The following is a 22,868-nucleotide window of genomic DNA, read 5'->3' as shown; positions in this document are numbered from 1 at the left end:
TGAGAACCGTCCCATTTCAATGACGGGATCCGGCCTGCAGACTGCTTCTAGCCCGCGCAATACCGTGCGGGCCAGCAACAGGAGCATTGCCATGCAGACCACGCATTCCAGCCACACTGCCACAGCGAACGAATCGGCCCAGTCAACCGGGGAGCGGATTGGCCACGACCTTGCCTTGCTGGATGAGGTGAAGACGATCTTCGATATGGTTGGCTGGTTCATCCATCCGGATCTGAAGCCGCTGACGATCGAGGAAATGAACGCAGTCATCGCCGAGACATGGTCATCCGCACGATGATCGGACTCGACACCAACGTTCTGGTCCGCCTTTTTGCCCATGATGGCGACGCGCAGTCAGAACTTGCACGAGATGTTCTGGACACGTTGTCGCCAGCATTCCCGGGCTTCGTTTCAGTCGTAGTGGTTGCGGAACTGGTCTGGGTATTGGCACGCAGCTACCGGGCCAGCCGCACGGAGGTGCGGCGCGCAGTCCGGGCCCTGCTTGATGCGCCGTCATTCATCGTCGAAGCCTACGAAGTTGTAGAGCGCGCGCTGAAACGGTACGCCACTACGGCATGCGACTTCGCAGACTGTCTGGTTGCATGCACGGCGGCTGAGAAAGGGTGCCGCACGACATTGATGTTCGACCGGCGTGCCGCAAGGAACGAGGGCTTCTTTCTGCTCACTGGCCCCTATCCTATGGGATACAGTCAGCTTGTTTAATATGATTAACCATAATTTTGTGTTACGTATTATGATAATCAATACATAATGACTTCCCAAGCCCTACCATGTCGGCTTTGCACATTCAGTTACGTTCCCTGCGCACACTGCGTCAACTCTCTCTCGCGGCCATAGGCCGAACCATCGGCATGGCCAGTTCCAACCTCTCCGTAGCCTTGAGCGGCAAACAGGATGTGCGCGCCTCGACACTCAACGCGATCGCTGCGGCGCTCGATGCCGAATGGGTGCTGGTGCCGAAGGAGCATCTGGCGGAAGTCCGGCAAACGCTGGCTGGCAAGGCGGCCGGTCCGGACAGGGCGGCTCCGACTTCCGTCGATCTGCTGCTGGGGGATGAGTCATGAGCGACGAACTCCGGCCCCGCTACCTGTCAGTACACCTGCACGGCGTGCTGTGTGGCTACCTCTGCGAAGCCGGACGGACCACGCGCTTCGTGCCCGGCGAACAATTTCGCGGCGATCCGGGCCGACCGACGCTGAGCCTCTCGCTGACCGTCCCCGGCAACGAACCGCTGACCGGCACCATCCTGTCGAATCCATTCCACCCCGCGCTCTACAACATCGGCGGCGAACTCCCTCCCTACTTCGCCGGGCTACTGCCCGAGGGCGAACTGCGCAAGCGGCTGGAGGCGACCCGGCATCACCCGGATGACCGCGACGACTTCGGCGTGCTGGCGGCCGCCGGGGAAGACCTGCCCGGCGCCCTGACCGTGCGCCCTGCCGACCTCGACACACTGCCCGATCATGTCCGCACCATCGGGGTGACGGGCGGCGCAGACAACCTGGAGATCGCGGTCGTGGAAGGCGCGACGGAGGGTGCGGCCTCGGTGTCGGGCGTGCAGAACAAGCTGGCGCTATCTACCGCGCACGCCGGCAGGCGCTACACCATGCCCACCCACGGACGGCTCTCCGACCTGATTGCCAAGCTGCCGGCACGCAACGACGACAGCCAGATCTTTAACGAATATGTGTCGATGCAACTGGCGCAGGCGGCCGGCGTGGCGGTGGCCGTATGCCGCCCGCAGCCACTGGCGGCCATCGACGTGCCTGGCCTGGCCGATGCGCTGGGCGCGGACCTGCACTTCCTGGCGGTGGACCGCTTCGATCGTGAACCCGGTGGTCGGGTCCATGCCGAGGATGGATGCCAGATCCTGACTCGCATGCCGGCACGCAAGTACGCGGGCAACGATGCCTATGTCGCCATCGTTCGACTGCTGGACCGACTGAGCGTGCGCGGCATCGAAGACGTTCGGCAGTTCTTCATGCGGCAAGCCGTCCATACGCTGCTGGGCAATAGCGACGCCCACCTCAAGAACTTCTCGTTCCTCTATCGCAACGGCACGATGCCGGAGCTGTCGCCGGCCTATGACATCGTCAGCGTAGCCGCGCTGCCCGGTTTTGCGGCATTCGGGCAGAACGTTGCCATCGATCTGCTGCAGCGCCAGCAGACGCTGGAAACGTACCGGGACTTCGCGCGCAGCGCGCGGATTGCGGAGCGCATCGCCATGGCCGCAGTGAAGGATGCGGTGACGATGGCACAGGAACGCTGGCCCGCGTTGCTCGATTCGCTGCCGACGCCCGCCGCGATGAAGACCGTGGTCACCGAACGGCTGCGAACCTTGCCTTTGGCACGGCTGGCCAGGCGCTGACCGGAGCGCCACAACATGGGACGCATTTTGAGACACGTCCCATTTTTTTCTGCCTGACGGCGACCCAGAATGGTTTCGTCAGGTGCGGATCGCGCCTGACCAACCAAACAATAGAGGGGTCAATTTCATGCAACATCAAGCAGAACAGCAATTTGCGCTGGACGACGTTGGGACTGTGGCCAAAGGCCATCGGCGCGACACACTGCATCCATCGACATCCGAGCCCGAAACAACCGGTTCGGTCAGGGATCTGAAGCGGTTCACTACCAGTCGCAGGGCTCCGCCCACGGCGGAAGAGATCAGCGCCGCGGCAGATGCGGCCGAGACAAGGGAACGGCGGGATGGCATCAAGACGCCGGTAGTGCGTCGCTTGCCCAAGCTCAAACCCGGGCAAACCTGCTCGATCAAGGACTTGAAGGGGTGCCTGGCTGGCCGCGGAACCGGGCCAGCACCCACGATTGAAGAATTGAACGAGACCGTCGCGCAAGCCGCAGTGAAGCGTTATCTTCGGAGCTTCGCATGATCGGCCTGGATACGAATATCCTCGTCAGATACTTCGCGCGCGACGATCCGGTTCTGACACCGGTGGCAGATGCCCTGCTTGACTCGCTATCCGACCGCACGCGCGAATTTGTGCCAATCGTCTTCCTGGCAGAGTTGATCTGGACCATGGACAAGCGCTACGAAGCCGATCCACCCGAACTCATCGACATCGTTGAATATTTGATTCGGAGTTCCGATCTCGTCCTCGAATCGCAGGCTGTCGTGAAGTCCGCCCTGCGACTGTTCGAGTCAACGTACAGCGATTTCGCCGACTGCCTGATCGAACGATCCTGCCGGAGCGCCGGCTGCCGTCACACGGCCACCTTCGACCGCAAGGCGGCGCGCGCCATCGGCATGAAGTTGGCGCCATGAGGCACGGCCTGCGTTCAACTCAATCCGTCCAGCACCAGATGCTGCCCGTGCATGGCCTCGGCCCCGTCCGATGCCAGGAACGCCACCGCGCGGGCGGCGGCACCGGTGGACACCCACTGCGCAGGATCGGCCGATGGCATTGCCTGGCGGTTGGCGGGCGTATCGAGAATGCTGGGCGCAATGCTGTTGACGTTGATGCCCGAGCCCCTGACTTCGTGCGACAGGCTTTCCACCAGTCGCTGCAGCGCGCTCTTGGACGCGGTATAGGCGCCCATCGTTGCCGCGCCATGGGCGGCGCCGCGTGCCGAGACGGCTACTACCTTCCCGCCGCGCTGGAACATCATGGCCGGAATGAAGTGGCCCGTCACGGCGACGAACGACCAAGCGTTCAGGTCCATCATGCGCAGCCAGGATTCACGGCTCAGGGTGTGGGTGGGATCGCCCATCTCGAAGCCCCCGGCCACGTGCACCAGCACATCGACCGTGCCGAATGCGTCGAGGATGGCGGCGGCCACCGGCGCCATCGCGGCATCCGACGTCACGTCGGCCGCGTGCAGCAGCGTGCCGCCGTGGTCAGGCTCGGGATGCGCGAACACGCTCTGCAGGTGCTGCAGGTTGTGGTCGATCAGCGCCAGCCGCGCCCCCTCCCCGGCGAACCGGCTGGCCACGGCACGACCTAGGGCGCCCGCGGCTCCGGTAATGACCACATGACGACGCGATGCCTTGGCTTCCATGGTGAACTCCGGGAAAAACGGTCCTTCCACCATAGTGCGTTGGCCGGGACTCCGCCAGCGCCTGCTGTGGTGCCCGCTGCGGTGCCTGCATTTGCGTCGGCTTGGGCGCCCGCCCGTGGCGGCCAACTGTACAGCAAGCGGCACCGGCATCTGTGCATGGCAGCCCGGTCGATGTTCGGGCAAGATGCCGCACCGCCCGTAGCCGGGCTTACCGCACCAGGACAAGGAAGTGCCCCTCACCCGCATCACGCAGAGCGAAACCCTGCTGGCCGTGCTGGCCCTGATCGGCTCCATGGCGTCGCTATGCATCGGGACGTCGTTTGCCAAGAGCCTGTTCGGCGCCGTTGGCGCGCAAGGCACGGTTGCGCTGCGCGTCGGCTTTGCGGCTTTGATCCTGATTGCGGTCTGGCGACCGTGGCGCTTCGCCCTGTCGGGCAAGCATGCGCGGGCCATTGCCCTGTATGGCGCAGCGCTCGGTGCGACGAATCTGCTGTTCTACATGTCGCTGCGCACCATCCCGCTGGGATTGGCGATCGCCATCGAATTCACCGGGCCGCTGACCGTTGCGGTGTTGTCGTCGCGCAAGGCCATCGATTTTCTCTGGATCGCCTGTGCCGTGGCTGGCCTTGTCCTGCTTCTGCCACTGGGCGAGACCTCCACGCACCTGGATCCCGTGGGTATCGGCTATGCGTTGACGGCCGGCGTTGGCTGGGCGCTCTATATTGTGTTCGGCCAGATGGCGGGCAACGCGCACGGCGGCCAGGCGACTTCACTGGGCATGACCATGGCGGCGCTGGTCGCCCTGCCATTTGGCTTGGCCCATGCCGGCACGCAGATCTTCAGCCCAAGCCTGTTGCTCTCCGGCCTGGCGGTCGGCTTGATGTCGAGTGCGATTCCGTATTCGCTGGAAATGGTGGCGCTGAAGCGGCTGCCACGCAGGACATTTGGCATCCTGCTGAGCCTGGAGCCGGCCATGGGTGCGCTGGCCGGGCTGGCATTCCTGCACGAGCAGTTGACGACGATCCAGTGGGTGGCCATTGCCGCCATCATCACCGCGTCGATCGGTTGTACCGCGACGTCGCGCGGCAAGAGCTAACCGCCCGCCAAACCGCCCTACGCAGCGCCCTGTGCAGGCTAGTTGCCCGCGAACCAGTCGCGCGGCAGCCGGTGCTCGCGCTGCGGCCGGGGCGCGCTGACGCGCGCATCGACCAGCGACAGGCTGACCTCATGCAGAAAGCTGTCATCGGGATTGCGGCGGGCGGCAAATCCACAGTCACGCATGATGGCCAGCATGCGCCGGTTTTCGCTCAGCACGTCGCCACGCATACCCTGCAACTGGCTGGCCCGCGCAATCTGCTGCAGCCGTTGGATCAGCCGTCGGCCCAACCCCTGCCCTTGCCAGTCGTCCGCCACCACCACGGCCAGTTCCGCCACGTTTTCGGTGTTCACCACATACTCGGCGTTGGCGACGATCGATTCGGCGCCATCTTCGCCGCGCACCGTCACCACCACGGCGACATCGCGCTGCGGATGGTGGGCGACAAAGCCCCGGATGACCTCGTCAGCCACCCGCCCGCCCGTCAGGAAGCGGTAGTAGCGGCTTTCGCGCGACAGGCCGTCAACAAACGTACGCAGCCCTTCGCGGTCAGCCGGTCGTACCGCGCGCACCGTCACTTGCCTGCCACCGCGCGCCCTCCAGCTTTCCTCGCGAATCCGCGAACTTGCCCTGTCGTCACCTGCGCCGTCCACATCACTCATGGCCCACCCCTGACTTCATATTTCGTAGGCAGGACTATAGTTCAAACCCTGACTTTTTCAAATGAAGTTAGAGTGCTATGCTCAAAACCATGGATACGCTACTGCCACCCGCCGTCTCTCCCGAGGATTTCGCGCAATGCTCGATTGCGGCAACGCTATCGCTGATTGGCGAAAAGTGGACGATTCTTATCTTGCGGGACGTGTTTTCCGGTATCCATCGCTTCGACGATTTCCTGGAGCGACTGCAGTGTTCGCCCGCAGTGCTGTCTGCGCGTCTGAAGACGCTCACCGAAGCCGGGCTGCTGCGCAAGGTCAGCTATAAGGAGCCGGGTGAACGCGAGCGCTTTGGCTACCGCCCCACCCGGGCCGCCGTGGAGCTGTTGCCGGTGATTGTTGGCCTGATGCAGTGGGGCGATGCCCATATGAAGCCCGATGGTCAGGGCCCGGCGGAGATCCGCTCGCGGGTCAACGGGCTCAAGGTGCGCGCTGCGTTGATCGACGAAGCGGATGGGCTGGTATCCCCCTCGGACATGCAACTGGTTTCCCTGCTCCAGCCCGCTGTCTCTCCCACCGACGCGTCCGAGTAACGCGCGTTTGGCGCCATCCTGGCGTCCGCCCACGCACCGGCACCGCACATTGCACTGCACCATAGCCGTGCGGCCGCCCAAATCTGGCGCCGCACCATGATGCAGTTTAGTGCCGTATAGCGCACTAAACTGCGTATTCTCACGGCCCGAAGTCTCCAAACCACCACCTGACGGGGCTGGCACACCGCTTGCGATATAGAGCGTGGGCCGGTCAACGGCGATCCGCCCACCCCACACAGCGCGGCTGCTATCCGTAGGTAGCAATCGTCAGGACAACGGCGTCCCCAGAACTGGCCCATCAGCGCCAGCCTCTCGGGACGCCTTTTGTTTTTGGAGCCCAAGAATGAACGGCAAAGCCACCCGGATCGATCTGCTGAGTCTGAAGACGCCGCAGATGCGCGCCTTCCACCTGACCTGGATGGCGTTCTTCGTCTGCTTCTTCGCGTGGTTTGCCTGTGCCCCGCTGATGCCGGTGCTCAAGGGCGAATTCGGCCTGACCCCGGGCCAGATCGCCAATATCAATATCGCCGCCGTGGCCGTGACCATCCTGGTGCGTCTGGTAATCGGCCCGATGTGCGACCGCTTTGGCCCGCGCAAGACCTACACCGGCCTGCTGGCCATCGGCGCGATTCCGGTGATCGGCGTGGCTTTCGCGCAGAACTACGAGACCTTCCTGTTCTTCCGCCTGCTGATTGGCGCGGTGGGTGCAAGCTTCGTCATCACGCAGTACCACACGTCGGTGATGTTCGCGCCAAACGTGGTGGGGACGGCCAACGCCGCCTCGGCCGGCTGGGGCAACGCCGGCGGTGGCGCTGCACAGGGCCTGATGCCGCTGCTGCTGGCCGCCGTGCTGTTCCTGGGCGTGGACCACGCCATGGGCTGGCGCGTGGCGCTGATCGTGCCGGGCGTGCTGATGCTGATCATGGCCGTCGTCTACTGGCGCTTCACGCAGGACTGCCCGGAAGGCAATTTCTCCGACCTGCGCGCCCGCGGCATCGCCGTCAGCGGCGGCAAGGGCGGTGGCGGCTGGGCCAGCTTCCGCGCGGCCAGCGCCAACTACCGCGTCTGGATGCTGTTCATCACGTACGGCGCCTGCTTCGGCGTGGAAATCTTCATCCACAACGTGGCGGCCACCTACTACGTCGACCACTTCGACCTGTCGCTGTCCGCCGCCGGCATGGCCGCCGCCAGCTTCGGCCTGCTGGCCCTGTTCGCCCGTGCACTGGGCGGCTACGTGTCTGACCGCGTGGCCCGCCACCGCGGCCTCGATGCCCGCTCGATCGTGCTGTTCGTCTTCATTCTGGGCGAAGGCCTGGGCCTGCTGGCGTTTGCCCATGCCTCGGGCGTGGTCACCGCCGTCGCCGCCATGCTGTTGTTCGGCCTGTTCACGCACATGGCCTGCGGCGCCACCTACGCGCTGGTGCCGTTCATCGACCGCAAGGCCCTGGGTGGCGTGGCCGGGATCATCGGCGCCGGCGGCAACGTTGGCGCGGTGGCTGCGGGCTTCCTGATGAAGGGCCTGGGCGACCTGCAGCAGACGCTGACGTATCTGGGCGTGGCCGCCACGCTGGCCGCGCTGTGCGCCATCGCCGTGCGCTTCAGCGCCGAGCACAAGGCCCGTGAGCAAGCGCTCTACGACAGCGCACTCGCCAACTGAATCACATCGCCCCCACAAAAGACACTCCGGACAAGGAAAGCATCATGAAGATCATCATCGTCGGGCACGGCATGGTCGGCCACAAGTTCCTGGAATGCCTGGCCGATGCCGGAGCGCAAGGCCTGGAAGTGACGGTGCTCTGCGAGGAGCCGCGCCCCGCCTACGATCGCGTTCACCTGTCCGAATTCTTCGCCGGCAAGTCGGCCGATGACCTGTCGCTGGTGCCGGCAGGCTTCTTCGACCAGCACGACAACATGCTGCTGCGCCTGAACGCCAAGGCCACGGCCATCGATACGGCCGCGAAGACGGTCACCACGTCCACGGGCGAAACGCTGGCCTACGACAAGCTCGTGCTGGCCACCGGCTCCTACCCGTTCGTGCCGCCGCTGCCGGGCAAGGACCGCAAGGACACCTTCGTCTATCGCACCATCGAAGACCTGGAGGCGATGCTCGAATGTGGCAGCCGCGCCAAATCGGGCGTGGTCATCGGCGGCGGCCTGCTGGGCCTGGAATGCGCCAAGGCACTGCGCGACATGAACCTGGACACCCACGTGGTGGAATTCGCCCCGCGCCTGATGGCCGTGCAGGTCGACGACGGCGGCGGCCGCATGCTGCGCCAGAAGATCGAAGAACTGGGCGTGAAGGCACATACGGGCAAGAACACCGTGGAGATCGTCGATGGCATCGACGGCACCCACCGCATGAATTTTGCCGATGGCACGCATCTGGACACCGACATGATCGTGTTCTCGGCCGGCATTCGTCCGCGCGACGAACTGGCCCGCGACAGCGGCCTGACCGTCGGTCCGCGCGGCGGCATCGTGATCGACGACAACTGCCTGACCTCGCACCCTGACGTCTACGCCATCGGCGAATGCGCGCTGTGGGACGGCAAGATCTACGGCCTGGTGGCCCCCGGCTACGACATGGCCCGCGTGGCCGCCCGCCACCTGCGCGGCGAGGCCGCCCAGTTCGTCGGCGCCGACATGAGCACCAAGCTCAAGCTGATGGGCGTGGACGTGGCCAGCATCGGTGACCCGCACGGCAACGTGCCGGGCAGCCGGTCGTACCAGTTCACCGACGAGCGCAAGCAGGTCTACAAGAAGCTGGTGGTGTCCGATTGCGGCAAGTACCTGCTGGGTGGTGTGCTGGTGGGCGATGCCGCCGAATACGGCACGCTGCTGCAGATGATGCTGAACCGCATCGAGCTGCCCGAATCGCCCGAGTTCCTGATCCTGCCGTCCTCGGATGGCCAGCCCAAGCCGGCGCTGGGCGCCGACGCGCTGCCCGACACGGCACAGATCTGCTCGTGCAACAACGTCAGCAAGGGCCAGATCTGCGCCGCCGTGACCGATGGCGCCACCAGCATCGGCGCCCTGAAATCGTGCACTAAGGCCGGCACGGCCTGTGGCGGCTGCGTGCCGCTGGTCACGCAAATCATGAAGGCCGAGATGAAGAAGCAGGGCATGGCCGTGAACAACCATGTCTGCGAACACTTCCCGTACTCGCGCCAGGAGCTGTACCACCTGGTGCGCGTGGGCAAGTTCAAGACCTTCGACGACCTGCTGGCCGCGCACGGCAAGGGCCTGGGCTGCGACATCTGCAAGCCCACCGTCGGCAGCATCCTGGCATCGTGCTGGAACGAGTTCGTGCTCAAGGAAGAACACGCCAGCCTGCAGGATTCCAACGACTACTTCCTGGCCAACATCCAGAAGGACGGCACGTACTCGGTGGTGCCGCGCATGCCGGGCGGCGAAGTCACGCCCGACGGCCTGATCGCCGTGGGCCAGGTGGCCAAGAAGTACGGCCTGTACACCAAGATCACCGGTGGCGCCCGGGTGGACATGTTCGGCGCCCGCCTGGAAGAGCTGCCGCTGATCTGGGAAGAACTGGTGGCGGCCGGCTTCGAGTCGGGCCACGCCTACGGCAAGTCGCTGCGCACGGTGAAGTCGTGCGTCGGCTCCACGTGGTGCCGCTACGGCGTGGACGACTCGGTCGGACTGGCCATCGACATCGAAAACCGCTACAAGGGCCTGCGCGCGCCGCACAAGATCAAGTTCGGCGTGTCGGGCTGCACCCGCGAGTGCGCCGAGGCCCAGGGCAAGGACGTGGGCATCATCGCCACCGAAAAGGGCTGGAACCTCTACGTCTGCGGCAACGGCGGCATGAAGCCGCGCCACGCCGAACTGCTGGCCGGCGACCTGGACCGCGAAACCCTGATCCGCTACGTCGACCGCTTCCTGATGTTCTACGTACGCACGGCCGACCGCCTGCAGCGCACCAGCACGTGGCGCGACAACCTCGAAGGCGGCCTGGACTACCTGAAGGCCGTGGTCATCGACGACAAGCTGGGCATCGGCGCCGAACTGGAAGCCAACATGCAGCACGTGGTGGACACCTACGAAGACGAGTGGAAGAAGGCCATCACCGACCCGGAAACGCGCAAGCGCTTCCGCCACTTCGTCAACAGCGACCTGCGCGACGACAACCTGGTCTTCCTGGAGGAGCGCGGCCAGATCCGCCCCGCCACGCTGGAGGAACGGAACTTGCAGCGTTCCCGCCTGAACCACATTCCCGTGGTTGCCGTGCCCGCAAAAGCAGCCTGAAACAAGGAGAACGTGATGAGCCAAGCCCACCATCCTGAAACCTGGACCGCGATTTGCACCTTGCGCGATATCGTGCCCAATACTGGTGTCTGCGCACTGGTCGACAAGCAGCAGGTAGCGGTCTTCCGCGTCGGCCGTGGCGAAGAGGTCTACGCAATCGCCAATTTCGACCCCAATTCGCAGGCCAGCGTGCTGTCGCGGGGGCTGGTCGGCAGCCTGGGCGAGCACATCGTGGTGGCGTCGCCGATCTACAAGCATCACTTCGACCTGCGCACGGGCGAGTGCCTGGAGGCGCCCGAGCACTCGGTCAACGCCTACGCCGCGCGCGTCTATGACGGCAAGGTCTGGGTGGCTGCATCGGTCGTCCAGCGCGACGCCGAGGCCGGCGAGGTCGAGGAAGAAATGGCCGCCTGACCGGCCGCCCTGCCCCCCCGACCACGCCAACGTCCCACACGCCACTACGCCATTAGGCCCACAGGAAGATGATGTCCACGACGCCCCCCGCCTCGTCTCCCGCCACCCCGGCCAAACCACGGCTGGTGGTGGTTGGCAACGGCATGGCCGCCATGCGCACGGTCGAGGAACTGCTGAAGCTCGCGCCAGACCTGTACGACATCACGGTGTTCGGCGCCGAGCCGCACGGCAACTACAACCGCATCCTGCTGAGCCCGGTGCTCGCCGGCGAGAAGACCGTCGACGACATCATGCTCAACACGCGCGACTGGTACACGCAGAACGGCATCGAACTGCTTGCCGGCGACCCCGTGGTAGCCATCGACCGGCCGCGCCGCACCGTGCGGTCCGCGTCGGGCCGGGAAGTCCACTACGACCGCCTGCTGCTGGCCACAGGCTCCAAGCCGTTCATCATTCCGGTGCCGGGCCATACGCTGGACGGCGTGATCGCCTTCCGCGACATCCAGGACGTGGAAACCATGCTCCACGCGGCGCGCAACCATCGCCACGCGGTGGTGATCGGCGGCGGCCTGCTGGGCCTGGAGGCCGCCAACGGCCTGATGCGCCAGGGCATGGACGTCACCGTGGTGCATCTGGCCGACAGCCTGATGGAGCGCCAGCTGGACAAGCCCGCCGCCGAACTGCTGAAGCTGGCGCTCGAACGCAAGGGCCTGCGCTTCCTGCTGAGCGCCCAGACGGCGGGCATCCTAGGCGAAGACCGCGTCACCGGCGTGCTGTTCAAGGACGGCGTGCGCATTCCGGCCGACCTGGTGGTGATGACCGCCGGCGTACGCCCCAACATCGAACTGGCCACCGGGGCGGGGCTACGTTGCGAGCGCGCCATCGTGGTGGACGACACGCTGCAGACCTTCGATCCGCGCATCTACGCCGTGGGCGAATGCGTGCAGCACCGCAACGCCACGTTTGGCCTGGTGGCCCCGATCTGGGACCAGGCCCGCGTCTGCGCCGCACACCTGGCCGGCGCCGGGCATCGGCGCTACGTGCAGCAGGCCACGGCCACCAAACTCAAGGTGACGGGCGTGGACCTGTACTCGGCGGGCGATTTCATCGGCGCAGATGGCAGCGAGGACCTGGTCCTGCGCGATCCGCGCCGCGGCGTCTACAAGCGGCTGGTGCTGCAGGACGGCCGGCTGGTGGGCGCCGTGCTGTATGGCGACGTGAAGGATGGCCCGTGGTATTTCGACCTGATCCAGTCCGGCAAGCCCGTTGCCGCGCTGCGTCAGCGCCTGCTGTTTGGCCAGGCGCAATGCGAGGCCCTGGCGGCCTGACACACGCTTCCCGGCCCGCACCGCCATCGACCGAAGAGATTTTGCCGTGAACCTGTCCGATATTGCTGTGGTCGCCACCACCCCGACCAAGACGGTCTCCACCACCTGCCCCTACTGTGGCGTGGGCTGCGGCGTGCGCGCCACCGCGCGTGCCGACGGCCAGGTGGAAGTGCAAGGCGATGCCGACCATGCATCGAACTTTGGCCGCCTATGCGTGAAGGGTTCCGCGCTGGGCGACACGGTCAGCCTGGACGGCCGCCTGCTCCATCCGCAACTGCGCGATGCCGATGGCACGCTGCGCCGCGCGAGCTGGGACCAGGCACTCGACAAGGTGGCCAGCGGCTTTGCCGACGTCATCGCGAAGCACGGCCCCGACGCCGTGGCCCTGTACGTCTCGGGCCAGATCCTGACCGAGGACTACTACATCGCCAACAAGCTGATGAAGGGCTTTATCGGCTCGGCCAATATCGACACCAATTCGCGCCTGTGCATGTCGTCGGCCGTGGCCGGCCACAAGCGCGCGTTTGGCGAAGACCTGGTGCCGTGCAGCTACGAAGACCTGGAACAGGCCGATCTGGTGGTGCTGGTGGGCTCGAACACCGCCTGGTGCCACCCGATCCTGTTCCAGCGCCTGACGCGCGCCAAGGAAGCGCGGCCCGACATGAAGATCGTGGCCATCGATCCGCGCCGCACCGCCACCTGCGAACTGGCCGACCTGCACCTGCCGCTGCGCCCCGGCACCGACGTGCGCCTGTTCAACGGCCTGCTCCGCTACCTGGCGCGCCACGGCCATGCCGATGCGGCGTTTGTCGGCGCCCATACCACCGGCCTGGACGAGGCCCTGGCCGTGGCCAATGCCGAAGGGGCCGAAAGCCCGGATAGCGCCACTAACGCCGCCGGTGCCGATAGCGCCGACATCGCCGCCCTCGCCCGCGCCTGCAAGCTCGACCCGCAAGACCTGCAGGCGTTCTTCGCGCTGTTCGCCGGAACACAAAAGGTCATCACGGCGTTCTCGATGGGCGTGAACCAGTCGTCGGCGGGCACCGACAAGGTCAACAGCATCATCAACTGCCACCTGCTCACGGGCCGCATCGGCCGCCCCGGCATGGGCCCGTTCTCGCTGACCGGGCAGCCCAACGCCATGGGTGGCCGCGAAGTGGGCGGCCTGGCCAACATGCTGGCCGCGCACATGGAACTGGCCAACCCGGTGCATCGCGACATCGTGCAGGACTTCTGGCAGTCGCCACACATGGCCGACAAGCCCGGCCTCAAGGCCGTGGACCTGTTCAACGCGATCGAAGCCGGCCGGGTCAAGGCCGTCTGGGTCATCGCCACCAACCCCGTGGTCAGCCTGCCCGACGCCGACCAAGCGCGCCGTGCGCTGGCCAAGTGCGAACTGGTGGTGGCATCCGACATCGTCACGCACACCGACACCAACGACGCCGCGCACGTGCTGCTGCCCGCGCTGGGCTGGGGCGAGAAAGACGGCACGGTCACCAACTCCGAGCGCCGCATTTCGCGCCAGCGTGCATTCCTGCCGGCCCCTGGCGAGGCACGGGCCGACTGGGACATCCTGTGCGATGTGGCACGCCGCATGGGCTTTGCCGGCTTCGACTACCAGGGCCAGCACGAGATCTTCGACGAACATGCCCGCCTGTCCGCGTGGCGAAACGGCGATGCCAGCGACCGCGAGGCGCCGCGCATGTTCGATATCGGCGGCCTGACCGGCCTGACCCAGGACGAATACGACGACTTTGCGCCGGTGCAGTGGCCGTATCGCGCCGCCACACCGGGCGGCACCCAGCGCCTGTTCGAGGACGGCCGCTATGCATTTGCCGATGGCCGCGCCCGCTTCGTGCCAACCGCGGCCCGTGCGCCGGCCCATGCGGCCGACGACGAATTCCCGCTGATCCTGAACACCGGCCGCGTGCGCGACCAGTGGCACACCATGACGCGCACGGGCAAGGCGGCCCGGCTGTCCGACCATCTGCCCGAGCCGTTCGTCGACATGCACCCGCAGGACGCGCTGCTGTGCGGCGTGGGCGAAGGCAAGCTCGCACGCGTGACCAGCCGCTGGGGCGCCATGGTGGCGCGGGTGCGGTTTGGAGGCGGCATTGCGCGTGGCAGCGTGTTCGTGCCGATTCACTGGAACGACCAGTTCAGTTCCGATGCGCGCGTGGGCGCAGTGGTCAATCCGGTGGTCGATCCGGTCTCGGGCGAGCCCGAGTTCAAGCACACGCCGGTGTGCGTGGAGGAATTCCGCGTGTCGTGGCACGGCTTCGTGCTGAGCCGCAACGCACTGCCCGCCGATTCGTTGACCTACTGGACACGCATCCAGGGCAGGCAGTTTCAACGTTACGAATTCGCCGGCCGGGAAACCATCGACAACCGCGCCGCCTGGGCGCGCGGCCTGCTGGGCGTGCAGGACCCCGACGCGGACTGGCTCGAATACGAAGATCGCACGGCCGGTGTCTATCACGCGGGCTACGTCGTCAATGACCGGCTGGAAGCCTGCGTTTATGTATCGACGCGGGCCGACCTGCCGTCGCGCGCCTGGCTGTCGCAACTGTTCGGGCAGGACCGCCTGGAAGACACCGACCGCGTTGGCCTGCTGCTGGGCCAGCCGCTGGAAAAGACCGCCGATGCCGGTCCCACCGTGTGTTCCTGCTTCGGCGTGGGCCGCAACACGATCTGTGACGCGGTGCGCAAGCACGACCTCAAGACCCCGGCCGAAATCACCGCGTGCGTGAAGGCCGGCGGCAACTGCGGGTCGTGCGTGCCGGAACTGCGCAAGCTGCTGGGCGAGATTCGCATCGCGGAAGCAGCCTGATAGCTTGAAGAAACGGCGATGGCGCGGGGGTTGAAGCGGCTCTCGCGCCATTTTTTCGCTCATTTCTTGACATTTAGTCCAGCACTATACAAACTGTCCAGAATCGAATTCAACGCGAATTTCAGCGACCCAATCGACCGAGATGACCGACCGCACGCCTGAGCAGCGCCTGCTGCTGGACCAGATCAAGCAGGTTGCCGATGGCCTGGGCCAGACCCTCGCGCCGTTCTGCGAGGTCGTGGTGCACGACCTGCTGGAGCCCGACCAATCGATCCTGGCCATCCACAACAACCTGTCGGGCCGCACAGTGGGCGACCCCACCACGGAACTGGGCGAGGCCCGCATTACCGACCCCGACTATCCGCAGGTGCTGGCCAACTACGCGAACCAGTTTGCCGATGGCCGTTTGGCCAAAAGCACATCCATCGGCATCAAGGACAGCAGCGGCCGCTATATCGCCGCGCTGTGCATGAACGTGGACCTGACGCTGTTCCGCAGCCTGCAGATGGCCATGGGCCAGTTCGTGCAGACCACCGCGGACGGCCCCGAGGAAACGCTCGACCCCGCCAGCACCGAAGTGCTGCGCTCGCGCATCGACGCCTTTGCCGCTCGGCTGGCCACCACGCCCCGCGCGCTGAAGACCGATGAGCGGCGCGCGCTGCTGACCGAACTCAAGGCGTCCGGCCTACTGGAAGTGCGCCGGGCCATGGAAACCATCGCGGCACACCTGGGTGTGTCGCGCGCAACCGTCTACAGCTATGCCCGCTAATTCCGCCGCGCAGTTGCTACTGCTCGACAAGCACGCCGTGGAAGCGGCGCTCGTCCCCGACGATGTCCTGGCCGCCGTACGCGAAGCCTTCATCCTGCACAGCCATCGCCAGGGGCGCGTGTTCCCGCTGATCCGCGAAAAGCTGGCCACCGGCGGCGTGTTCGGCATCAAGGCCGGCGATGTCGGCCGGCAGAACCTGCTCGGCTTCAAGGCCGCCGGCTTCTGGCCCGGCAACCGCGAGCGCGGCGGCGAGCCGCACCAGGCCACCATCGTGCTGATCGACCCGGCCACCGGGCGCCCCTTGTGCATTCTCGACGGCAACGCCATCACCACGGCGCGCACCGGCGCCGCCGGCGGCATCGGGCTGCAAGCCCTGGCGCGACCGGACAGCCGCCGCGTCTGCGTGTTCGGCACCGGCGTACAGGCGCGCGTGCAGCTGTCGTATGCGCTGGCGCTGCTGCCATCGCTGACCGAAGTTCGCTATGTCAGCGCCAACGGCGGGCCCAGCGCCAGCTTCGAGGCCGAATTCGCCGGGCGCTGCCAGATCGCGCTGGCGACCGACCGCAATGCCGCCGTGGCGGCGAGCGATGTCGTGATCACGGCCACGCCCGGTGGCGGCGCGCTGTTCGACGCCGACGCCCTGCAGCCCGGCACCCATCTGACCTGCGTGGGCGCCGATACCAGCGGCAAGCGCGAACTGCCCGACGGCGTGCTGGAACGCGCCCGCATCGTGGCCGACGACCTGGAGCAGGCGCGCAGCATCGGCGAATGCCAGTGGTCGCCCGACCTGCACTGCATCGAGATCGGCGACCTGCTAACGGGCGCCGCCACGTTCCAGCGGCAAGCCGACGACATCACCGTCTTCGACATGACGGGCCTGGCCCTGCAGGACCTAACGGTCGCCCGCTTCCTGCATGAGCGGGCCGTGGCCGATGGCACCGGCACGCGCCTGGCCTGGCCCTGGTAGCCACCCGCCCCTTTCCACCCTTTCGCATCCCGCATCCTGATACGACCATGACGACCCTGCAACTGCCCACCTACGCCGACGTCGAAGCCGCTGCCAAGCGCCTGGAAGGCTACGCCAACCGCACGCCTGTCAACACCTCGCGCACGCTCAACGAGCGGCTCGGCGCCGAAGTGTTCTTCAAGTGCGAGAACTTCCAGCGCATGGGCGCCTTCAAGTTTCGGGGCGCGTTCAACGCGCTGTCTAAGTTCACCCCCGAGCAGCGCAAGGGCGGCGTGGTGGCGTTCTCGTCGGGCAACCACGCGCAGGGCATCGCGCTGTCGGCAAAGCTGCTGGGCATGCCGGCCACGATCGTGATGCCGCAGGACGCGCCGGCGCTGAAGGTGGCCGCCACCAAGGGCTACGGCGCCAGCGTGGTGATGTACGACCGCTACAAGGAAGACCGCGAGGCCATCGGCCGCGACCTGGCCCAGAAGCACGGCATGACGCTGATTCCGCCGTACGACCATCCCGATGTGATGGCCGGCCAGGGCACCGCCGCCAAGGAACTGTTCGAGGAAGTGGGCCCGCTCGACGTGCTGCTGGCCCCGCTAGGCGGTGGCGGGCTGCTGTCCGGTACGGCCCTGGCCACGCGCGCGCTGGCCCCGCAGTGCCAGCTGTACGGCGTGGAGCCCGAGGCCGGCAACGACGGCCAGCAGTCGTTCCGCAGCGGTTCGATCCTGCATATTGACACGCCCAAGACCATTGCCGACGGCGCGCAGACGCAGCACCTGGGCAACTACACATTCCCGATCATCCAGCGCGACGTCAACGACATCCTGACCGCCACCGACGCACAACTGGTGGAAGCCATGCGCTTCTTCGCCGAACGCATGAAGATGATCGTCGAGCCTACCGGCGCCCTAGGCCTGGCGGCGGCCTTGCAAATGAAGGATCAGCTCAAGGGCAAGCGCGTGGGCATCATCATCAGCGGCGGCAACGTCGATATCTCGTGGTTCTGTGAGCTGCTGGGGCGCTGACGGGCCCTCTCCCCTAACCCCTCTCCCGCACGGGAGAGGGGAGCCCCCTCCGCTATACCTCTTCCGACGGCTGCGCGCGGGCCACGACGACCTTCTCGGGGTCGAGCTGCATGAAGATCCAGGCCGACGCCGACGTAATCAGCCCCACGCAGATGAAGGTGGCGTGGAACGCCGGCAGTACGTCGAAATGATGGGCGCCGATGCCGGCCTGGAATGTGGCCAGCAGCGCGCCGGCCGACGTCACCGCCAGGCTCATCGCCAGCATCTGCACCATCGACAGCATGCTGTTGCCGCTGCTGGCATTGACCCCGCTCAGATCCTTGAGCGTCACCGTATTCATGGCCGTGAACTGGACGGAGTTGACCGCGCCGAAGATCGCCATCAGGACGATCACCAGCGGCAGCGGCCGGTCCGGCGAGATCAGCGCGAACGACGCCATCACCAGCCCCACCAGGAACGTGTTGGCGACCAGCACCTTGCGGTAGCCGAACTGCTCGATCAGCCGCGTGGCCAGCCGCTTGGACGCCATGCCGGCCACCGTCACCGGCACCATCATCAGCCCCGCATTGAACGGCGAGTACCCCAGGCTGACCTGCAGGGTCAGCGGAATCAGGAACGGCATGGCGCCGTTGCCGATCCGCGCGAACAGGTTGCCCAGCAGGCCCACGCTGAAGGCATGGATGCTGAACAGCTTGAGCGGGAACAACGGCATCTTGCTGCGCCGTGCATGCAGCACGTAGGCGGAAAGCGCCGCCATGCTGGCGATCAGCAGCATCAGCACCGTGGCGTGCTGGAAGCCCATGCCGGCCAGCCCGTCCAGCGAAAAGGACAGCGTCACCATGGCGATGGCCAGGAACGCGTAGCCCGCAATGTCGAAGCGTCCCATGCCCGGCAGCCGCGCGTTGGGCATGAAGCGCACGGTGGCAATCGCGCCGATCACGCCCACCGGCACGTTGATCAGGAAGATCCAGTGCCAGGAAAACGTCTGCGTGATCCAGCCGCCCAGCGTCGGCCCGATCAGCGGCCCGATCATGCCCGGGATGGCCACGAAACTCAGCGCCTGCAGATACTGCTCGCGCGGAAACGTCCGCAGCACCGACAGCCGGCCCACCGGCAGCAGCATCGCCCCGCCCGCCCCCTGCACCACGCGGGCGGCCGACAGCATCGGCAGCGTGGGCGCCCAGGCACACAGCAGCGACCCCAGCACGAACAGCCCGATGGCCATCTGGAAGATTGTGCGCGTGCCGAAGCGGTCGGCCAACCAGCCCGACGCCGGAATGATCACGGCCATCGTCAGCGAATAGGCGATGACCACGGACTGCATGCGCAGCGGGCTCTCGCCAAGGCTGCGCGCCATCGACGGCAAGGCGGTATTGACGATCGTGGAATCGAGCGTCTGCATGAAGAATCCCACCGCCACCACCCAAAGCATGATGCGCAGCTTGGGGTCCTGGGGCATGGCGGCGGATTCGACGGGGGGCGTGGCTAGAGACATGGCAGCGGCACGCGGGTAGCGGCTAAAACCGCCACCTTAGGCGTGTGATGCGGCGTTGGCAAGTCAGGCAGGCGGAGATCGCGCAATACCGGCCACAATACCAGCCGCATCACATCGACGCCCGCAGTCCGACGAAGAACCGCCGTCCCGGCGCCGGTTCGTAGTATCTGCCGTTCGCTTCATTGACGATGACCGATCCGATGTAGTGGCGGTCGGCCACGTTGTCGATGCGTCCGAATACGTACCACTGCGTGGCCCCGGCCTTGAACGTGTAGCCGGTCTTCAGGTTGAAGATGAAGTATCCCGGCGCAGCCTGCGTATTGAGATCGTCCGCGTAGACCTTGCTGTCGGCCTTGGCTTCCACGCCCACCATCCACTGGCCCCACGGCTTGTAGGTCAGTTCGGCGCCGAAGCTGTGGCGTGCCGTGCCGGGCAGGCGGTTGCCGGCCGCCACGGTGGCGCCCTGCGCGTTGACGAACGCGTCCCCGAAATAGGCATCGAGGTAGGTGTACGCGAGCCCGGCTGCCAGCCTGCGGGCCGGGCCGAATGCGCCGTGCCAGCCCAGTTCCAGCCCGCGCCGGCGCACGCCGTCCACGTTCTGGTAGACCGTGCGGCCGTTGTTGTTCGACAGCGGCACGATCTCGCTGTGGCTGTCCGCGTCGAACAAGGCCGCGTCGATCCGCTGGCCGTCCGACTCCCATTTCACGCCGATCTCGCCCTGGCGGCTGGTCGACGCCTGCAGCCCCAAGTTGGCGCCGACGCCGTTCGGGCCATAGGCCACCTCGGTCAGCGTGGGCGTCTCGAAGCCGCGCCCCAGGTTGGCGTAGACGTTCAGTGTCTCCATCGCATGCCACACCACGCCCAGCACCGGACTCAGGTTGCGATAGGTGGACGTGCCGCTGTCGTCTGGGCTGGCCGCCGTCACGTAGTGGTCGTCGATACGCAGCCTGACCATGCTGGCGCGCAGGCCGCCCACGATTTCCCAGGCCGGATGCACGGTCCAGTTGAATTGCGCGTAGGCGCCGTAGTCGGCCGCCTCGTCGGTTTCGTCGCGCCGCAGCGCGCCCTGCTGCCCGTTGTCGTTGACATAGCCGTGCCGCGCATCGCGCATGCCGTTGACTTCCAGACCGGCCGTCCACTGCAGCGGCAGGCCGTTGGCCGTGGTCTTGCGCGTCCACGACAGCGCGCCGCCGCCATATGTGCGATCCAGGTCGACGATGCCGCCCGCCGAACTCGGCGCCGCCCCGCTGAAGCCCAGCCGCTGGGTCAGTTGCCGGCCTCCGCCATACAGACGGAAGTTCAGGCTGTCGAGGTCGGTCAGTTGGTGCTCGACTACCACGCCGGCCTGCGTCTGCTCCACGTCCTTGCCAGTGTTGAACTGGGTGGCCGCCGCAATCGCCTGGCGCGGGTTGGCATCGGCCTGGGCGCGCGTGAGGCCAAGCGGGTCTTCGGCCAGCGGCTGGTTGAAGTAGTTGAACTGGCCCGTGATCTTCGTGGCCGTGCTGGGCTGCGCCACGATCTTGGCATTGAGCTGGTAGCGTTTGGCCGCGCTGTGATCGCGGTAGCCGTCGGTCTGGTAGGTCCAGGCGTCCAGCGTGCCGCCCAGCCGGTCGTTGCCGCCGGCGAGCGAGACGCCGGCCTGCCACTGCCCGTCGGAGCCGAAGCCGGTCGATGCCCGGCCCGTGAACCCGGTCTTCGGCGGGTCGGGCGTGAACACCTGCACCACCCCGCCCGACGCGTTGCCGTACATCTGCGCGAACGGGCCACGCAGTACCTCGATGCGGCTGGCGTTGGCCAGGTCGAAGGTCGATGCCTGCCCCTGGCCATCGGGCATGGTCGCCGGAATGCCGTCGACGAACAGCCGCACGCCGCGCACGCCAAAGGTCGAGCGGCTGCCAAAGCCGCGCACGGCGATCTGCAGGTCCTGGGAATAGTTCTGGCGGTCGCGCACGGCGATGCCCGGGCTGGTCAGTGTCAATTCGGACAGGCTGACCAGCGGCGAGGTGGCGGTGAAGGGATCGACCGGAATGCTGTCGATAGCCGCCGGGGCGTCGAAGCGCCGTTGCTCATTGCGGCTGGCGCTGACCACCACGTCAGGCAGGGTGACCTGTTCGGCGGCCACCGGGGCACTGGTCGCCATGGCCCATGGCACCACCAGCCAGACGGGCGCGCGCGGGCGCGGAAAGGCGGAAGTCAGGGTCCTGCCGGCAGCGTGCATGGGGGCGCGTCCCGAAGATAGACACCTCTCACGCGCGGATCGCGCGTGGCGCATAGTCTACCCTCAGTCGGCGTGCCGCCGCCGTCGGCCGGATTCCGACAGCGCCACGCGGGCGCCGTCAGCGGTCGTACCCAGTGGCGATCAGTTGCTGCCGTCGACCAGCGTGCGGGCGTCCACCACCTTGTCGCGGTAGGCCTCGAAGATGCGGCGCAGCGCCTGCTCCATCGTCACCTCGGGCTTCCAGCCCAGTTCGTCGATCGTGTTGTCGATCTTCGGCACGCGGTGCTGCACGTCCTGGTAGCCCTTGCCGTAGAACTCGCCCGACGACGTCTCAACGATCTGCGTCTTGCGGGCTTCCTCGGCGTACTCCGGGTAGTCGGCCGCCATCTTCAGCATCATCTCGGCCAGCTCGCGCACCGAGTGGATGTTCTTCGGGTTGCCGATGTTGAAGATCTTGCCGCTGGCCACGCCGTCGCGGTTCTCGATGATCTGCATCAGCGCCGAGATGCCGTCCGAGATGTCGGCAAACGCGCGCTTCTGCTCGCCGCCGTCCACCAGCTTGATCGGCTCGCCGCGCACGATATGGCCCAGGAACTGCGTCACCACGCGCGACGACCCTTCCTTCGACTCGAAGATCGAGTCCAGGCCCGCGCCGATCCAGTTGAACGGGCGGAACAGCGTGTAGTTCAGGCCCTGTTCCATGCCGTAGGCGTGGATCACGCGGTCCATCAGCTGCTTGGAGCAGGCGTAGATCCAGCGCGGCTTGTTGATCGGGCCGTAGATCAGCGGCGAGGCTTCCGGGTCGAATTCGTCGTCGGCGCACATGCCGTAGACCTCGGAGGTCGACGGGAACACCAGGTGCTTGCCGTACTTCACCGCGCTGCGCACGATCGGCAGGTTGGCCTCGAAGTCCAGCTCGAACACGCGCAGCGGGTTGCGCACGTACGTGGCCGGCGTGGCGATGGCCACCAGCGGCAGGATCACGTCGCACTTGCGGATGTTGTACTCCACCCACTCCTTGTTGATGGTGATGTCACCCTCGGAGAAGTGCATGCGCGGATGGTTCACCAGGTCGCCCAGGCGGTCCGACGACATGTCCATGCCGTAGACCTCCCACTGCGTGGTTTCCAGGATGCGGCGCGTCAGATGGTGGCCGATGAAGCCGTTGACGCCAAGAATCAGGAC

Annotated in this window: 21 protein-coding genes; 16 read left to right on the top strand and 5 right to left on the bottom strand. The window is 66.2% G+C overall.

All coding sequences use genetic code 11. The features are described from left to right. Positions 1-91: 91 nt before the first annotated feature. The 6 genes from CYJ10_RS14985 to CYJ10_RS14965 all read left to right on the top strand — a co-directional run bounded on the left by CYJ10_RS14985 (position 92) and on the right by CYJ10_RS14965 (position 3,304). A complete protein-coding gene (locus tag CYJ10_RS14985; protein ID WP_101682280.1) occupies positions 92-298 on the top strand; it encodes a hypothetical protein in 207 nt (68 codons plus the stop codon). Continuing rightward, positions 280-723 carry a PIN domain-containing protein gene (locus tag CYJ10_RS14980; protein ID WP_101682279.1) on the top strand — a complete coding sequence of 148 codons (444 nt, stop codon included), beginning with the start codon at positions 280-282 and terminating at the stop codon, positions 721-723. Before CYJ10_RS14985 ends, CYJ10_RS14980 begins: the two co-directional genes overlap by 19 nt. Positions 724-872: 149 nt before the next feature. After that, complete coding sequence (locus CYJ10_RS14975; RefSeq protein ID WP_308302975.1) at positions 873-1,085, top strand: transcriptional regulator; 213 nt, start codon at positions 873-875, stop codon at positions 1,083-1,085. Continuing rightward, positions 1,082-2,389 (top strand): type II toxin-antitoxin system HipA family toxin, encoded by a 1,308-nt coding sequence (locus CYJ10_RS14970; RefSeq protein WP_101682277.1) that lies wholly within the window; start codon positions 1,082-1,084, stop codon positions 2,387-2,389. Before CYJ10_RS14975 ends, CYJ10_RS14970 begins: the two co-directional genes overlap by 4 nt. A gap of 127 nt (positions 2,390-2,516) precedes the next feature. Continuing rightward, positions 2,517-2,912 (top strand): hypothetical protein, encoded by a 396-nt coding sequence (locus CYJ10_RS33755; RefSeq protein ID WP_146002042.1) that lies wholly within the window; start codon positions 2,517-2,519, stop codon positions 2,910-2,912. Continuing rightward, entirely contained in the window at positions 2,909-3,304 is a 396-nt protein-coding gene (locus CYJ10_RS14965; protein ID WP_101682276.1) for a PIN domain-containing protein, read from the top strand. Before CYJ10_RS33755 ends, CYJ10_RS14965 begins: the two co-directional genes overlap by 4 nt. Positions 3,305-3,318: 14 nt before the next feature. On the opposite strand, the gene CYJ10_RS14960 is transcribed toward CYJ10_RS14965, so the two are convergent. Further along, positions 3,319-4,038, bottom strand: a complete 720-nt coding sequence (locus tag CYJ10_RS14960) for an SDR family NAD(P)-dependent oxidoreductase (RefSeq protein ID WP_101682451.1) — start codon at positions 4,036-4,038, stop codon at positions 3,319-3,321. A gap of 229 nt (positions 4,039-4,267) precedes the next feature. Between CYJ10_RS14960 and CYJ10_RS14955 the strand changes: the two genes are divergently transcribed. Then, positions 4,268-5,134, top strand: coding sequence for an EamA family transporter (locus tag CYJ10_RS14955; RefSeq protein WP_101682275.1), 867 nt, complete (start codon positions 4,268-4,270; stop codon positions 5,132-5,134). A 38-nt stretch (positions 5,135-5,172) separates the two neighbouring features. Here CYJ10_RS14955 and CYJ10_RS14950 read toward each other — a convergent pair whose 3' ends face one another. Continuing rightward, complete coding sequence (locus CYJ10_RS14950; RefSeq protein WP_101682274.1) at positions 5,173-5,796, bottom strand: GNAT family N-acetyltransferase; 624 nt, start codon at positions 5,794-5,796, stop codon at positions 5,173-5,175. An 89-nt stretch (positions 5,797-5,885) separates the two neighbouring features. On the opposite strand from CYJ10_RS14950, the gene CYJ10_RS14945 reads away from it, so the two are divergent. From CYJ10_RS14945 to CYJ10_RS14905, 9 genes are all read left to right on the top strand, one after another. Further along, positions 5,886-6,383, top strand: coding sequence for a winged helix-turn-helix transcriptional regulator (locus tag CYJ10_RS14945; RefSeq protein WP_101682450.1), 498 nt, complete (start codon positions 5,886-5,888; stop codon positions 6,381-6,383). Positions 6,384-6,726: 343 nt separating this feature from the next. Then, entirely contained in the window at positions 6,727-8,040 is a 1,314-nt protein-coding gene (locus tag CYJ10_RS14940) for an MFS transporter (protein ID WP_101682273.1), read from the top strand. Positions 8,041-8,084: 44 nt separating this feature from the next. Beyond that, positions 8,085-10,646 carry a nitrite reductase large subunit NirB gene (gene nirB / locus CYJ10_RS14935; RefSeq protein WP_101682272.1) on the top strand — a complete coding sequence of 854 codons (2,562 nt, stop codon included), beginning with the start codon at positions 8,085-8,087 and terminating at the stop codon, positions 10,644-10,646. A gap of 15 nt (positions 10,647-10,661) precedes the next feature. Further along, positions 10,662-11,060 carry a nitrite reductase small subunit NirD gene (gene nirD / locus CYJ10_RS14930; RefSeq protein WP_101682271.1) on the top strand — a complete coding sequence of 133 codons (399 nt, stop codon included), beginning with the start codon at positions 10,662-10,664 and terminating at the stop codon, positions 11,058-11,060. Between the two features lie 68 nt (positions 11,061-11,128). Further along, the gene (locus tag CYJ10_RS14925; RefSeq protein ID WP_374703267.1) at positions 11,129-12,388 is read left to right on the top strand and encodes an NAD(P)/FAD-dependent oxidoreductase; all 1,260 of its coding nucleotides are present in this window, start codon (positions 11,129-11,131) and stop codon (positions 12,386-12,388) included. 46 nt (positions 12,389-12,434) lie between these two features. Beyond that, positions 12,435-15,218, top strand: a complete 2,784-nt coding sequence (locus CYJ10_RS14920; RefSeq protein ID WP_101682270.1) for a nitrate reductase — start codon at positions 12,435-12,437, stop codon at positions 15,216-15,218. A gap of 142 nt (positions 15,219-15,360) precedes the next feature. Further along, positions 15,361-15,987, top strand: a complete 627-nt coding sequence (locus CYJ10_RS14915) for a helix-turn-helix transcriptional regulator (RefSeq protein WP_101682269.1) — start codon at positions 15,361-15,363, stop codon at positions 15,985-15,987. Then, positions 15,977-16,954: an ornithine cyclodeaminase family protein gene (locus CYJ10_RS14910; protein WP_101682268.1), complete on the top strand. Its 978-nt coding sequence runs from the start codon at positions 15,977-15,979 to the stop codon at positions 16,952-16,954. Before CYJ10_RS14915 ends, CYJ10_RS14910 begins: the two co-directional genes overlap by 11 nt. A 47-nt stretch (positions 16,955-17,001) precedes the next feature. Further along, on the top strand, positions 17,002-17,970 hold the full coding sequence (locus tag CYJ10_RS14905; protein ID WP_101682267.1) for a threo-3-hydroxy-L-aspartate ammonia-lyase: 969 nt from the start codon (positions 17,002-17,004) through the stop codon (positions 17,968-17,970). A 52-nt stretch (positions 17,971-18,022) separates the two neighbouring features. Here the strand turns inward: CYJ10_RS14905 and mdtD are convergent, their stop codons facing one another. From mdtD to CYJ10_RS14890, 3 genes are all read right to left on the bottom strand, one after another. Next, positions 18,023-19,429, bottom strand: coding sequence for a multidrug transporter subunit MdtD (mdtD, locus tag CYJ10_RS14900; RefSeq protein ID WP_257993342.1), 1,407 nt, complete (start codon positions 19,427-19,429; stop codon positions 18,023-18,025). Between the two features lie 145 nt (positions 19,430-19,574). Next, on the bottom strand, positions 19,575-21,605 hold the full coding sequence (locus CYJ10_RS14895) for a TonB-dependent receptor family protein (RefSeq protein ID WP_101682448.1): 2,031 nt from the start codon (positions 21,603-21,605) through the stop codon (positions 19,575-19,577). A 219-nt stretch (positions 21,606-21,824) separates the two neighbouring features. After that, a partial coding sequence (locus CYJ10_RS14890) for a bifunctional UDP-4-keto-pentose/UDP-xylose synthase (protein WP_101682447.1) occupies positions 21,825-22,868 on the bottom strand: 1,044 nt, incomplete at its 5' end.

Source organism: Cupriavidus pauculus, from assembly GCF_002858765.1.
In the GTDB taxonomy this organism is placed as follows: domain Bacteria; phylum Pseudomonadota; class Gammaproteobacteria; order Burkholderiales; family Burkholderiaceae; genus Cupriavidus; species Cupriavidus pauculus_B.
The sequence above is the reverse complement of the archived record's forward strand: the minus strand, read 5'-3'. Positions and strand labels throughout refer to the sequence as shown.

What these genes read in the sequence shown, in the direction of transcription:
- CYJ10_RS14965 (WP_101682276.1), top strand. Translation starts at nt 2,909, where the DNA reads ATGATCGGCCTGGATACGAATATCCTCGTCAGATACTTCGCGCGCGAC.
- CYJ10_RS14985 (WP_101682280.1), top strand. Translation starts at nt 92, where the DNA reads ATGCAGACCACGCATTCCAGCCACACTGCCACAGCGAACGAATCGGCC.
- CYJ10_RS14940 (WP_101682273.1), top strand. Translation starts at nt 6,727, where the DNA reads ATGAACGGCAAAGCCACCCGGATCGATCTGCTGAGTCTGAAGACGCCG.
- CYJ10_RS14910 (WP_101682268.1), top strand. Translation starts at nt 15,977, where the DNA reads ATGCCCGCTAATTCCGCCGCGCAGTTGCTACTGCTCGACAAGCACGCC.
- CYJ10_RS14895 (WP_101682448.1), bottom strand. Translation starts at nt 21,605, where the DNA reads ATGGCGACCAGTGCCCCGGTGGCCGCCGAACAGGTCACCCTGCCTGAC.
- CYJ10_RS14945 (WP_101682450.1), top strand. Translation starts at nt 5,886, where the DNA reads ATGGATACGCTACTGCCACCCGCCGTCTCTCCCGAGGATTTCGCGCAA.
- CYJ10_RS14915 (WP_101682269.1), top strand. Translation starts at nt 15,361, where the DNA reads ATGACCGACCGCACGCCTGAGCAGCGCCTGCTGCTGGACCAGATCAAG.
- CYJ10_RS14960 (WP_101682451.1), bottom strand. Translation starts at nt 4,038, where the DNA reads ATGGAAGCCAAGGCATCGCGTCGTCATGTGGTCATTACCGGAGCCGCG.
- CYJ10_RS14975 (WP_308302975.1), top strand. Translation starts at nt 873, where the DNA reads ATGGCCAGTTCCAACCTCTCCGTAGCCTTGAGCGGCAAACAGGATGTG.
- CYJ10_RS33755 (WP_146002042.1), top strand. Translation starts at nt 2,517, where the DNA reads ATGCAACATCAAGCAGAACAGCAATTTGCGCTGGACGACGTTGGGACT.
- nirD (WP_101682271.1), top strand. Translation starts at nt 10,662, where the DNA reads ATGAGCCAAGCCCACCATCCTGAAACCTGGACCGCGATTTGCACCTTG.
- mdtD (WP_257993342.1), bottom strand. Translation starts at nt 19,429, where the DNA reads ATGCCCCAGGACCCCAAGCTGCGCATCATGCTTTGGGTGGTGGCGGTG.
- CYJ10_RS14905 (WP_101682267.1), top strand. Translation starts at nt 17,002, where the DNA reads ATGACGACCCTGCAACTGCCCACCTACGCCGACGTCGAAGCCGCTGCC.
- CYJ10_RS14925 (WP_374703267.1), top strand. Translation starts at nt 11,129, where the DNA reads ATGATGTCCACGACGCCCCCCGCCTCGTCTCCCGCCACCCCGGCCAAA.
- CYJ10_RS14980 (WP_101682279.1), top strand. Translation starts at nt 280, where the DNA reads ATGGTCATCCGCACGATGATCGGACTCGACACCAACGTTCTGGTCCGC.
- CYJ10_RS14950 (WP_101682274.1), bottom strand. Translation starts at nt 5,796, where the DNA reads ATGAGTGATGTGGACGGCGCAGGTGACGACAGGGCAAGTTCGCGGATT.
- CYJ10_RS14970 (WP_101682277.1), top strand. Translation starts at nt 1,082, where the DNA reads ATGAGCGACGAACTCCGGCCCCGCTACCTGTCAGTACACCTGCACGGC.
- nirB (WP_101682272.1), top strand. Translation starts at nt 8,085, where the DNA reads ATGAAGATCATCATCGTCGGGCACGGCATGGTCGGCCACAAGTTCCTG.